Annotated in this window: 12 protein-coding genes; 6 read left to right on the plus strand and 6 right to left on the minus strand. The window is 46.4% G+C overall.

Features of this window, described 5'->3' with window-relative positions; genetic code table 11:
* Positions 1-110: 110 nt before the first annotated feature.
* On the plus strand, positions 111-641 hold the full coding sequence (locus NG833_RS06020; protein WP_254564403.1) for a transposase: 531 nt from the start codon (positions 111-113) through the stop codon (positions 639-641).
* A 42-nt stretch (positions 642-683) separates the two neighbouring features.
* Here NG833_RS06020 and NG833_RS06025 read toward each other — a convergent pair whose 3' ends face one another.
* Positions 684-905, minus strand: a complete 222-nt coding sequence (locus NG833_RS06025) for a hypothetical protein (protein ID WP_254564404.1) — start codon at positions 903-905, stop codon at positions 684-686.
* A 392-nt stretch (positions 906-1,297) separates the two neighbouring features.
* Here NG833_RS06025 and NG833_RS06030 point away from each other — a divergent pair, with 392 nt between their 5' ends.
* Both NG833_RS06030 and NG833_RS06035 read left to right on the plus strand, forming a co-directional pair.
* Entirely contained in the window at positions 1,298-3,046 is a 1,749-nt protein-coding gene (locus NG833_RS06030; RefSeq protein ID WP_254564405.1) for a hypothetical protein, read from the plus strand.
* Between the two features lie 44 nt (positions 3,047-3,090).
* A complete protein-coding gene (locus NG833_RS06035; RefSeq protein WP_254564406.1) occupies positions 3,091-4,674 on the plus strand; it encodes an HlyD family efflux transporter periplasmic adaptor subunit in 1,584 nt (527 codons plus the stop codon).
* Between the two features lie 21 nt (positions 4,675-4,695).
* On the opposite strand, the gene NG833_RS06040 is transcribed toward NG833_RS06035, so the two are convergent.
* The 5 genes from NG833_RS06040 to NG833_RS06060 form a co-directional block, all read right to left on the minus strand.
* Entirely contained in the window at positions 4,696-4,932 is a 237-nt protein-coding gene (locus tag NG833_RS06040; protein WP_254564407.1) for a hypothetical protein, read from the minus strand.
* A gap of 789 nt (positions 4,933-5,721) precedes the next feature.
* Positions 5,722-6,690 carry a glycosyltransferase gene (locus NG833_RS06045; protein WP_254564408.1) on the minus strand — a complete coding sequence of 323 codons (969 nt, stop codon included), beginning with the start codon at positions 6,688-6,690 and terminating at the stop codon, positions 5,722-5,724.
* Positions 6,691-6,735: 45 nt separating this feature from the next.
* A complete protein-coding gene (locus tag NG833_RS06050) occupies positions 6,736-7,494 on the minus strand; it encodes a metallophosphoesterase family protein (protein ID WP_254564409.1) in 759 nt (252 codons plus the stop codon).
* 121 nt (positions 7,495-7,615) lie between these two features.
* Positions 7,616-8,359, minus strand: a complete 744-nt coding sequence (locus NG833_RS06055; protein WP_254564410.1) for a DUF1995 family protein — start codon at positions 8,357-8,359, stop codon at positions 7,616-7,618.
* A gap of 280 nt (positions 8,360-8,639) precedes the next feature.
* On the minus strand, positions 8,640-9,848 hold the full coding sequence (locus tag NG833_RS06060; protein WP_254564411.1) for a NupC/NupG family nucleoside CNT transporter: 1,209 nt from the start codon (positions 9,846-9,848) through the stop codon (positions 8,640-8,642).
* A 174-nt stretch (positions 9,849-10,022) separates the two neighbouring features.
* Between NG833_RS06060 and NG833_RS06065 the strand changes: the two genes are divergently transcribed.
* From NG833_RS06065 to NG833_RS06075, 3 genes are all read left to right on the plus strand, one after another.
* The gene (locus NG833_RS06065) at positions 10,023-10,457 is read left to right on the plus strand and encodes a ubiquinol-cytochrome c reductase iron-sulfur subunit (protein WP_254564412.1); all 435 of its coding nucleotides are present in this window, start codon (positions 10,023-10,025) and stop codon (positions 10,455-10,457) included.
* A gap of 245 nt (positions 10,458-10,702) precedes the next feature.
* Positions 10,703-10,936 (plus strand): hypothetical protein, encoded by a 234-nt coding sequence (locus NG833_RS06070; RefSeq protein ID WP_254564413.1) that lies wholly within the window; start codon positions 10,703-10,705, stop codon positions 10,934-10,936.
* 398 nt (positions 10,937-11,334) lie between these two features.
* Positions 11,335-11,865: a DUF4330 domain-containing protein gene (locus NG833_RS06075; RefSeq protein ID WP_254564414.1), complete on the plus strand. Its 531-nt coding sequence runs from the start codon at positions 11,335-11,337 to the stop codon at positions 11,863-11,865.
* The last annotated feature ends 193 nt before the right edge of the window (positions 11,866-12,058 follow it).

Below are 12,058 nucleotides of genomic sequence, written 5' to 3' on the forward strand. Positions count from 1 at the left end.
GGGTGGGCAGGGCTTTAATAGATGAGGTTACTCTAAAAAGGCCCATTGGGCCCTGCCCACCCTACAGCTTTTTAGATAGGATAAAAAAAACATGGAATAACCGTAAAACCATGCCTTACGACCCTGAACGCCCACCCCGTAATTCCCTCCGACTGAAAGGATACGACTATACCCAACCCGGAGCCTATTTCGTAACGATTTGCACCCATAATCGCGAATGTTTCTTGGGTGAAATTGTCGGTGGTATTGTTCACTTAAATAAATATGATAAAATTGTTGCTGAAACCTGGCAATGGTTGGAACAACGATATCCCTATATAGAATTAGATGCTTGGGTTGTGATGCCCAATCATTTACATGGAATTATCGTAATCACCGATAGATTTGCCGACATCAAACGGAAATCTTTGGGGCGTTTAGTTGGAGCATTCAAAACCGTTTCTGCACGAGAAATTAACCAATTACGTCAGATGTCCGGTTGTCCGGTTTGGCAACGAGATTTTTACGATCGCATCAACCGAAACGAGCGATCGTTGGAAAGAATTCGTCAATACATTGCCGACAATCCCCTGAAATGGCATGAAGACACAGAAAATCCAGACTATGATGGGGAAATGCCATTCAAGGACCTTCCCTTTTAATGCAATGGTTGTCCCCGTAGGCGCGATTCGAGAATCGCCCGTCTATCCAATTCCCAAAACCCCATGTAGGGGCGATTCGAGAATCGCCAGTCCATCCAATTCCCAAAAAATTCCCAAAACCCCATGTAGGGGCGATTCGAGAATCGCCAGTCCATCCAATTCCCAAAACCCCATGTAGGGGCGATTCGAGAATCGCCAGTCCATCCAATTCCCAAAAAATTCCCAAAACCCCATGTAGGGGCGATTCGAGAATCGCCAGTCCATCCAATTCCCAAAAAATTTCCCAAAACCCCATGTAGGGGCGATTCGAGAATCGCCAGTCCATCCAATTCCCCTAATTTTCTATATGGTTTGGGGTGAACATGGGGGGTTTTTTCGGGCGATTCTCGAATCGCCCCTACATGGGTTTGGGGTGAACATGGGGGGTTTTTTTTCGGGCGATTCTCGAATCGCCCCTACATGGGTTTGGGGTGAACATGGGGGGTTTTTTTTCGGGCGATTCTCGAATCGCCGCTACAGATTTTGGCCCGCCGTTTGTAAAGTTTTGTAATAATCATGCCTTGCCTGCATAATTTCGCGAGGTTGATCCTAATAAGACTATAGAAGCGTCACCCCGGCGCTTCTGTGTAGAGTCTCGAACCCTGGATGCGATCGCCATGAACCCCCAACCCCTCTCCTCCGAAAACCCCTATCACCACTGGATTTGTCCCAACCTCGGCCCTTACTGGCAGATTGCTAGGGTTCGGGGTTCGGATACGGTGGTGTTGAAGTCTCGCGAAGGGAATGGTCAATTTCCGTTTTCCCCGATGGAAGGATTTGCTTTACAGCATTTCACCGGGAAGTTGGCGATCGCCCAAATTCAAGGGCGTTGTCACCAGCAATTTGGCGACTCGGTTTCTGAGACTCTCGTCTGGGAACTGCTGCAAAAACTCATCGAATTCGGCATTTTAGCATCCGAGGAGGAAACCCCGATGGATTGGATTTGTCCGGATTTAACGCCATACTGGACTCTCACCCCCATTCCCGATTCTGACCAAATTCTCCTTAAGGCGATCGAGGGCAATTTGCGGGTAATTTTTTCTGCTGCTGAAGGGTATGCTTTAGCCTATTTTACTGGAGAATACACAGTTTTTGACATTCAAACCCGCTGTGAACAACAGTTTTCTGGGGGAATTTCGGCTGATTTTATCGAAGTTTTACTGGACAAATTGATTGAATTAAATATCTTAGCCGAAGAGAGTCCAGGCGGGGAAGAAAGTTCATCGGATGCGGAACCATCGGCAGGCGATCGCCCCAAAAATTCTCATCAACTCAAATCCTGTGTGCAGTGGATTAATCATCCCGATGGATATTGGATTCTTCGTAACCCCGAGGATTTCACATTTTTACAAATGAGTGATTCCGATAAGGTAATTATCGACCAACTCGGACGGCGATCGCCTACGGCAATTATTGAAGAATTCTGCATCACCCCACAAGAGTTGAAAAATCTCCTGCGACTGTTAACCACCTCCGCCATGTTGGAAGGGACGACGTTGCCAACTCCACCTCGGGGCAAATTTAACCCCATGCAATTGCTCTATTTTCGGATTCCTTTATTCAATCCCGACCCTTGGCTGAATCGACATATTGACGGCATCCGCTGGATTTGGACAAAACCCTTTGCGGTGATTTTATTCCTCTGTTTAGCTGCTTCTGCTGTCCTGGGAATTCGTCAGCGAGAAGTCATTCTTTTTACGGGACAGCAACTCATGGAAGCGAATGGTCCGACTTTAATTATTCCCTTTGCTTTGCTATCAATGTTGGTGGTGGCATTCCATGAATTGGGTCATGCGTTTACGTTAAAAAACTTTGGCGGCGTGGTTCCGAATATGGGATTGCTGCTGATGATGTTTATGCCTGCGGCTTATACCAATACTACGGATTCCTACTGTTTATCCCGGTTTAAACGAGTGTTGGTTGTGGGGGCGGGTTTGTTGGTGCAATTCGCTATTTGGGCCGGGGCTTTGTGGTTTTGGAATTGGACAAATCCCAGTAGTTGGCTGCATACGGCAAGCTATTTACTGATGGTTGCGGCTTTAGTGACGGTGGCGATTAACCTGAATCCAATGGCTAAATTTGATGGCTATTATTTGGCGGTTGCCATGACGGGAATTAATAATCTGCGGGGGCGATCGTTTGCCTTGTATGGGAATCTCTTGCAGGGCAAACCGTTACGAGAAACTGCTGGAAATATCTGGATTTTAGCGATTTATGCTCCATTGAGTTTGGCCTATATTTATTTTGTTTTTGGTTTTTTATTCGCGAGAATTGCGGATTGGAGTTTAACTAAGATTCCGATGACGGCTTTACTGCTGTTAACAATTTGGCTAGTTTACTTTTTCTTTCCTCGGGACAAACGGTAAATTTCACATTCTATTTACACTCTAAAATAAGGACATCTACTACCATGACTGCTACAAATAATCCCTCTCCAAAGTCTCCTCTGAAAGTGGTTCCTCCGAAGGCGATCGCGCAACCTTCACCAGTCCCCACACCCCCAGTAACGCCGACTCCACCGGCAGCTTCCCCTTCAAAAGTACCGACTCCATCGAAGTCTTATGGGAAATGGTTGATGATGGCGATAGTTTTGGCAGGTGGGGTGATGGTTGCCCGAATGCCAATTTCTAATTACGTCATCGGCGAAGCAGAAGTCACCTCCCGTTTGGATGAACGTCAGCGTCTAGTTATGCCGGTATCGGGTCAGATTCAGCTAAAAGTGAAGAGTAATGCAGAAGTCGAGGAGGGGGACATTCTGGCGGAAGTTTCTAGTCCAGAAATCGAGAATCAAGTGGCGGAGGCAGAACGCAATTTACAGCATGGCAATGCCGCTCTTTTTGCAGCCCAAAAGCGGTTGAGTATTGCGCAGACGGAACTACAGTATGCTCAAAAGAATGTCGAGATTGCCCAAGATAGGGCGGAGAAAAAACAGCGAGAAGTTCAAGAGGTGATTGCCGGAAATAAGTTGCCGAGAATCCGGCAAATTGAGGCTGAAATCAGCAGTATTGAAAGTGAAATTGATGGGGTGAAGAATAGTCAAGTCGGGCTGGATAGTAAAATCGTTGAAATTCAGCATCAAATTACTGCCCTAGAGTCCGAGAAAAATAGCTTACAAGAAAATCTTGTCAGTTTAGAAGAGACAATCGAAGACTATCAATTCGCCGTGGATGAAGGCGCTTTGGCCCGGAATGTTTTACGGCAAGAAAAAGATAAAAAACTTCTGCTGACCAACCAGATTAACCAGCAAAATTTTGCTATTAAAGGTAAGCATGAGCAAATCGAGCAAACTCAGAGTGAAATCCTTCAACGCCACAATATTATTGAGCAAAAACAACAATTGATTGCGGGTAAATATGAGCAGATTAAGCAGGTGGAAAAGGAAATAGAGGAATTGCGCGATGAACGAGAAAATGAGGTAGAGCAACAATTAGGGTTACAACGTTCCGTGGAACAGAAAGTGGAAGCGGCAAAGGTGGATATCCAGAGTGAAACGGAACGAGTTCAGAAGGCGGAAGCGGAATTGGACCGATTGCGCGATCGCCAAGCAACCCTGATTCTAACAGCAGATACTGCCGGGACCGTTCTCACACCGGATTTAGACTTACTGGATCAGAACACCGTCCAAAGTGGGCAAGAAATTATGAAAATTGTCAACTTGTCCCAACTTACGGCAACAGTCCAGGTTTCCCAAGAAGATGGAAATTTGGTGCAACCGAATCAACCCGTTGTGTTTAAAGTTCGCGACCCTTACAGTCCCAGTTATCGGGCTAAAGTTCAGGACATTTCGCGGACGATCGCCCCGGATAAATCTGGGGCTAATCCCATGTTGACTCTGACGATTTTAATTGACAATCCCGACCAAATTTTACGCCCAGGTGGTCAAGGATTTGCTCATATTGAAACGGGAAAACTGCTGGTTTATCAGAAAGTTCAGCATGAATTAAACAAGTTGTTTAATCTGGATAAATATTTTGTGGGATTTTCCAAGGAGTAATATCTAATCCGGGAACAGGTGTCAATCTGGGGATTGATCACACCCCTGTAGGGGCGATTCGAGAATCGCCAGAAAAACCCAATCCATTTGATTCAAAAACCCCTGTAGGGGCGATTCGAGAATCGCCAGAAAAACCCAATCCATTTTATCCAAAAACCCCTGTAGGGGCGATTCGAGAATCGCCAGAAAAACCCAATCCATTTTATCCAAAAACCCCTGTAGGGGCGATTCGAGAATCGCCAGAAAAACCCAATCCATTGTATCCAAAAACCCCTGTAGGGGCGATTCGAGAATCGCCAGAAAAACCCATTGTATCCAAAAACCCCTGTAGGGGCGATTCGAGAATCGCCAGAAAAACCCAATCCATTTTATCCAAAACCTATAGAAAATTGGTTGAATTTTATAGACGGGCGATTCTCGAATCGCCCCTACACAGAAGAATTTTGACTCAATAATATATAGAAAATTGGTTGGATTTTATAGACGGGCGATTCTCGAATCGCCCCTACATAAGACCTCTTGCCAAATTCTTTAAAGCCCCCCTTTTTAAGGGGGGTTGGGGGGATCAATCCTTTTTTTTGCAAGAGGTCTATAGAATGTAGACTCAATAATATATAGAAAATTGGGCGGATTTTATAGACGGGCGATTCTCGAATCGCCCCTACATAGAAGAATGTAGACTCAATAATATATAGAAAATTGGGCGGATTTTATAGACAGGCGATTCTCGAATCGCCCCTACATAGAAGAATGTAGACTCAATAATATATAGAAAATTGGGCGGATTTTATAGACGGGCGATTCTCGAATCGCCCCTACATAAACCTATAGAAAATTGAGCGGATTTTATAGACAGGCGATTCTCGAATCGCCCCTACATAGAAGAATGTAGACTCAATAATATATAGAAAATTGGGCGAATGTTATAGACAGGCGATTCTCGAATCGCCCCTACATAAACCTATAGAAAATTGGGCGGATTTTATAGACTGGCGATTCTCGAATCGCCCCTACATAGAAGAATGTAGACTCAATGTCCGGACTGAATTATCCTTTCTGGAGTTGAAGAATCTCCCGCCAAGCGGTGACAATATCCCGTTCTTCTTGTTCTGTGGAATAATGTTGTCGGATAAAGTCTGCTGCTTGTTTATGCTTTTCCATTAAAAGCTGGGGTTGGTTATTATAAGTTGCAATTAGCTTTTCGACGGTGTGAGCAAATCCAATGATATCCCCACTTTCTACGGGAAACGAAAAATCGGGTAAAAAATATTCCTTGCCACCCCATCCATGATAGCCGACGGCTAAACAGCCGGAAGCCATTGCTTCAGCGGGGGGTAAGGAAAATCCCTCGGAATAACAAAAGCTCAAAAACATTAAGGACTCTCGGAAAATTTGGGCAACTTCTGGTTGCGGTTTATTTTCAATAGGGATGAGTTCAAATCCATTTAAAGCATTCCTAAATTTTAAAATATTAATTACCTGTTTAGCATCCCGTTGCATTTTTCGGTCCAGCCAGCAAATTTGTTTTTTCTTAACGGGGTGATAGTAAAACAGGTCTGTATCGATAGAATGATGAATCCGAAAAAATCGAGTTTTTGGAAAGACATACTTTAAATAATTAAAACTGTTCTCCGAGGCAACCATGACGGCGACTACCTCGGGAGAGAGATAGGGGGTTTCTAATTGATGTTTATCGAAAGAATATTCATTAAACGTATTATAGCAGCCTTGATTGTAAATCACTTTGCGGATGCCCGGTAAGAGATTGCCACTTTTGGGGGTTGCGGTTTCAGGCATCACAAAAAAGTCATGCGCCCTGAGTTTAATTTGGGCAAGATAAGCGATTTGGGTTTGATTTTCAAACCAATTGCATCGAAAGCCTTCATTTTCATGGATGATAAAAGCGGAGAATCCATGTTTATTTAAAACATCAACGTGACGATAGAGCATTTTTACCCCGCCAATCGGTACGTTGGTATCTGGATAGCAAACAAAATAGAGACTGGGTTGCGTCATGGTGTCGGAATATCGAGAGTCTATTACAGTGTGACAGGGAGGGGACTAGGGACAAACGGCCCCTTGCTTGGGGTGAATGGATACTACGGCGTCTTGTAGAGAGAGTTTGCGGACTTTGCCTTTGAAGAGGTTGACTTGGTAAACTTGGCGATGGGTGAGGTCGAAGGCGGATAACCAGCCACTCATGGGATGATAAGCGCCGGTATCAATATCCAACCAACCGTTGCCTTTGGCGAGTTGTCCGGGTTTGATTCCTTTAAAGGTAAAGGTGATGGTATGGCCGACTACGATGAGTTTATTGGGAAAGTAGGGCTTGCGAATATTGTGGAAGGGTGCGCGAATCCAGCAAAAGTCTTCGGCACCTTGATCCTGAATAGGCAGATCGGGATGAACTCCGGCATGAACTAACCAGGCGTCGCCCAAATCTACATAGAGGGGAAGGGTTTGCATCCAGGCGACATCTTCTAATAGGGCTTCGCTGGGATGGGAGTAGAGTTTGGGATAGCTGGTTAAGGTATTTTGTCCCCCACTGTAGCGCCAAGCTTGGAGGGCGGGTTGATTGACTTTGCCGTTACCGCAGGCGGTGATGAGAAGATGTTCGTGGTTACCGAGGAGGCAGGTAAATTGATTGTCCCGGACTAATTTAACCACGGAGGCACTATCGGGACCGCGATCGATTAAGTCGCCGAGGAAGTAGAGGCGATCGTCTGCGGTGGGACCGATCGCATCTAGGAGTTTCACGAGTGCGTCATAATGACCGTGGACATCCCCGATCGCAATCCGTCGGGAGTTAATTTTGCTCATGGAGTTGCCTGGGTAAACAAGCTGGGCTATTCCGGCTGGAGTAAAGAAAACGACGCCAGTGCGTTCCTATCTATCAATTCAGACTCGGACGCACTGGAGTCCTGTTCCTACTATTCCCCGATTATTGGCTTAATGCCCGTAAAAAGCGCTTCATATTCGTCATTAAGCCCGGTTTTTTCGGGGCTGTTAAAGACTTGTTGGTGCCTTCATCCGTCGATTCTTCCGCCGTACCCGTCGCTTGGGTAATTAAGCGTTCTAAGTCGTCACCCACGGGTTTGGCGGCTGTTTCTGAAATGAGTTCGTAGGTGTCGCCATTTTCCAGCCAGACTTGCCAGGGACTGGGATAGCAGCGAAACACCGCATATCCTTGATTCGGTTGGATGTAGTAGCAAGATTCAATGGTGGAAAGAAATCGTTCTCGCAGTTGTCTTCCTGCCAAACCAATGCCAATAATGGCGACATTTTCCAACTTCGGCAGGAGAATCACTGTGGGGCGATCGCCTGCTTGTTCGCACATTTTCTCTAGGGTATTGACTTCTACTGCCGAAGGTTCCACAAACAGGAATCCTTCGTCTTCCGATTGGATTTGACCTTTGGGTTCACTCAATCCGCGAATGATATAGGGCCTCTCTCCCCAATCCCGACGGGCTAAGGCAGCGGCACCGGCATCGGGAAAGTACACTTTAAAGCGATCGCCAAACAACTCCTCGAAGAGGGGGAGAAATTCTTCGGCGATCGGTTGGACTTTCAATTCCGGAATCCCGATTTCGACTTGCACCAGTCGGTATCCATCTTCTAAGGCAGCTTGGGTGGCTGTTTTCGCTTGGGCGATCGCCTCATCTAAATCTTTGGGTAGTTCAGGCATTAATCTTTCAATTGTCAACAGGTTTATTTTTACGCTTCAGGGTTCGACAGAATCACGGGTTCTTCTATCTAGGCGATCGGGACAGTCATGGTAAGACCAACCGGATTTTTTCACCCACCCAGTTTTTTGTCCTGGGAATTTCATCCTCTACCGATGCCCTAGTCCCCCTCATTGTAAATCGAATTGGGTTTGATTTCCCCTCCACTCCGGTGCTTTCCTTCCCTTCCGGTTCCCTCCCCTTTGCAAGAGGAGGGTTAGGATGGGGTCCACTTCCCCCGACTTACAACAACAGTCCAGCGATGCAAGCGGTCATAAAACAGGCGATGGAACCCGCTAACATTGCCCTAACTCCTAATCGCGCTAAATCTCCTTGCCGATTGGGTGCGATCGCGCTGATACCGCCAATTTGAATGGCGATCGACCCCAAGTTAGAAAATCCACATAACGCATAAGTGGCAATCACCACGGAACGCGGAGAAATTGCCTGATTTTCAATCAATTGTTTTAAATCCAGATAGGCAATAAACTCATTCAAAATTGTCTTTTTCCCCAGCAACATTCCCACCGCTTCCACATCCGCCCAGGGAACTCCCATCAACCAGGCAACCGGGGCCATTAAATAGGATAAAATCAACTCGAAAGACAAAGAAGGAATTCCCACCCAACTCCCCATCCATCCCAACAGTGCATTCAATAACGCCACTAATCCTAAAAAAGCAATCAACATCGCTGCCACATTTAAGGCTAATTTCAACCCTTCAATTGCCCCGGAAGTTATGGCATCAATGGCGTTGATATAAGGACTTTCTCGGTTAATTTCTATTTGACCGGCAGTGGAAGATTTTTCGGTTTCAGGATACAATACCTTAGAAATGGCTAGAGATGCCGGTGCAGACATCACCGAAGCCGATAACAAATGTTCTACCGGAATTCCAAAAGAGATATAAGCCGCTAATACACCGCCAGCAATGGTGGCAAATCCTCCCGTCATTACCGCATGAAGTTCAGAATTTGTCATGGCCGCGATATAGGGCTTAATGAGCATCGGAGCTTCCAGTTGTCCGACAAAAATATTCGCCGCAGAGGAAAGGGATTCGGCCCCGGAAGTTTTCATCGTTCGCATCATCACCCAAGCGACGCCCTGGACGACCCGCTGTAAAATTCCGTAGTGATAGAGTAGGGTAATGCAGGCGGAAAAAAAGATGATGGTGGGCAAGATTTTAAAGGCAAAAAAATGCTCTCTGAAGTTTTCTCCAAAGACAAAAGCCGACCCCACATCGGCAAAATTCAGAAAGTCATTGACCCGATCGCCTAAAAACTTAAATAAGGCCAAACCCGGTGTCGTCCTGAGAATAAACAGGGCAAAAAACAGTTGTAACCCAATCCCCCAGAGGACGGTTCGCCATCGGATCGCTTGGCGGTTGACCGATAAGGCATAAGCGATTGCCACAAATGCAATTAATCCCAACAGAGAAATTAAGCGTTCCATGACCTTCCCCCCCCCAAAGCGCCAGAATAGTCAAATCATATCAAGTTAATTGGACAAAAGCGATCGCCTGAAATCGCGATCCCCAAAACCCTCCTGGATCGCAGAAGGGGATGGGTAGATTTTGTCAAGCGGTCTATTATAGGAATATTCTTTATCTCTTCAAGAGAGAAGCCTATGAAGCGTCGAGATTTTTTAAGCTGGGTTGGTGTCGGTGGGGTGGCCAGTTTTTTGCCAATGGCGATCGCTGCCTGTACTCCCTCGGGAGAATCCACACCGGAAGTATCCACTACCCCAGGTAACTTTGAGCCAGTCGGGACAGTCTCCGAATTAGAGACTCAGGGTCAAATTCTGAAGGAAAATTTTGAAAATGGAGCCATTTCTGTAACCCGCAATCCAGAAAATTCTGAACTCCTTTATGCCGTGAATCCGACTTGTACTCATCAAGGCTGTCTGGTAGATTGGAACGCCGGAGAACGCAAGTACATCTGTCCCTGTCATGGTAGCGAATATTCTCCCGATGGCACCGTTCTCAAAGGTCCAGCTGAAGAAAATCTCCCACCCTATTTAGTCAAAATAGAAGGAGAGCAGGTGTTAGTCCAAGAGATTTAAACCCTAAATCTACTACAACTCTAACGCCGATTCATTGCCACCTTCGATCGCAAAATTGAGGAAAACAACTCTTTCCTCAAAAGCGATCGCCCTGCCTAAAAATTTCCCCTGTATTCATCCCGACTTTGGACAGGAGGATCCGTATAGCGTCCATGCCTACCTTATGAGTTAGGAGAACAGGGATGCACCTCCAGTTTTTAGGCAGGGTTAGCCTATTTTTATTCTTTTTTTCGCTACCCGCCCTCATGCAACCGTTAGATCCAGCCAGTTGTTCTACCGCGAGTCTGAATCCATTCATTCCCGATTCGGCCCGGGACAAGCTTGCTGAATCTATCCTCAATGCCGCCAAAAATAGTGCCAAGACTACCCAAGCGGCGATGTTTGTCGGGCCAGACAAACCCCAGGGCGATCGCCGGGATGCTACGGATTTAAGTGCGATCTCCATTGCCCACTTCCCGAGGGCTACTTGTCGCCCGTAATCCTCAAGGGCGCAGGTTTTGCGCCCTTGCTTGTCCAAATTTTTCCGGGACTGCTGCGATCGCCTTAAACGGTTGAGCCAGGGGTCTAAAATTAAATGGAGGACTCAAGCCAATCGTTCCCTGGAACCGATAGGGACCTTTGATGAATTCTCCTACCCCAAAAATAATCGGAATCCAGATGTCCTGAAACCGATGCCTCAGACCTGTTTTGATGATTCGAGGGGGGAAAGATTATAGGCGATCGCGCCGCCACTTCTAACTGTTATGATAATCTGACAGCAAATATCCCCTATCCCCATCTTGCTGTCCGGTGGATTGATCACCGATCGCTCAAACCATTGAAGGGAAAATAGTTCAGCCCTCAGTTGTGTCTCGCTAAAGTAGGACGACTTGATTTTATGAAGATTTTGGATCGCCAAGGCCGCTTATTTGGCAAAATCAGCATTCTTGACCTGGGTGCTGCCTTGGTCATTCTCCTGGTTGTCATCGGCATCTTTTTCTTTCCCGGTACTTCCGGTTCCGTTGCCCAAATTGGTGGGGTCACCACGAAACCTGTCGAGGTTGATTTGATTGTTCGGGGACTGAGTGTCCGGGACCCAGAAGCCCTCCTTCGAGAATTTCAAGAAAAGGGCAAAACCAATGTAATTATCCGCAATCAGCCCTATGGTCAAGTTGACGTCAAATCGGTACAGCTTTTAACCCGAACCCTAGCCATTCCCCAACCCGATGGTTCTGTTAAGGCATTACCAGACCCTAGGCAGGAAGAGTCGTTTAGCGCTAATTTGCTGATGACCTTGGGGGGAAATGCCAAAATTACCGAGGATGGTCCAGTTCTGGGCAATAGCAAAGTCAAAATCGGCACGCCGATGGAACTGGAAGGCACCACTTATAACTTTAATGCCAGTGTGATTGACGTGCGGATTCAATAAGCTGCGATCGCATTTCTAAATGTCAGGAGTCCAAAACCCTCCCCACTCCACGAACCCAGTTAAGAAACCGGGTTTCTGCATTGAATTTGTGACAATTGGCAAAAACTTGAGCAAGAAACCCGGTTTCTGGTCCCCTACCCAGTTAAGAAACCGGGTTTCTGCATTGAATTTGTGACAATTGGCAAAAACTTGA

Origin of the sequence: Oscillatoria sp. HE19RPO (assembly GCF_024220515.1) — a bacterium.
In the GTDB taxonomy this organism is placed as follows: domain Bacteria; phylum Cyanobacteriota; class Cyanobacteriia; order Cyanobacteriales; family Laspinemataceae; genus Laspinema.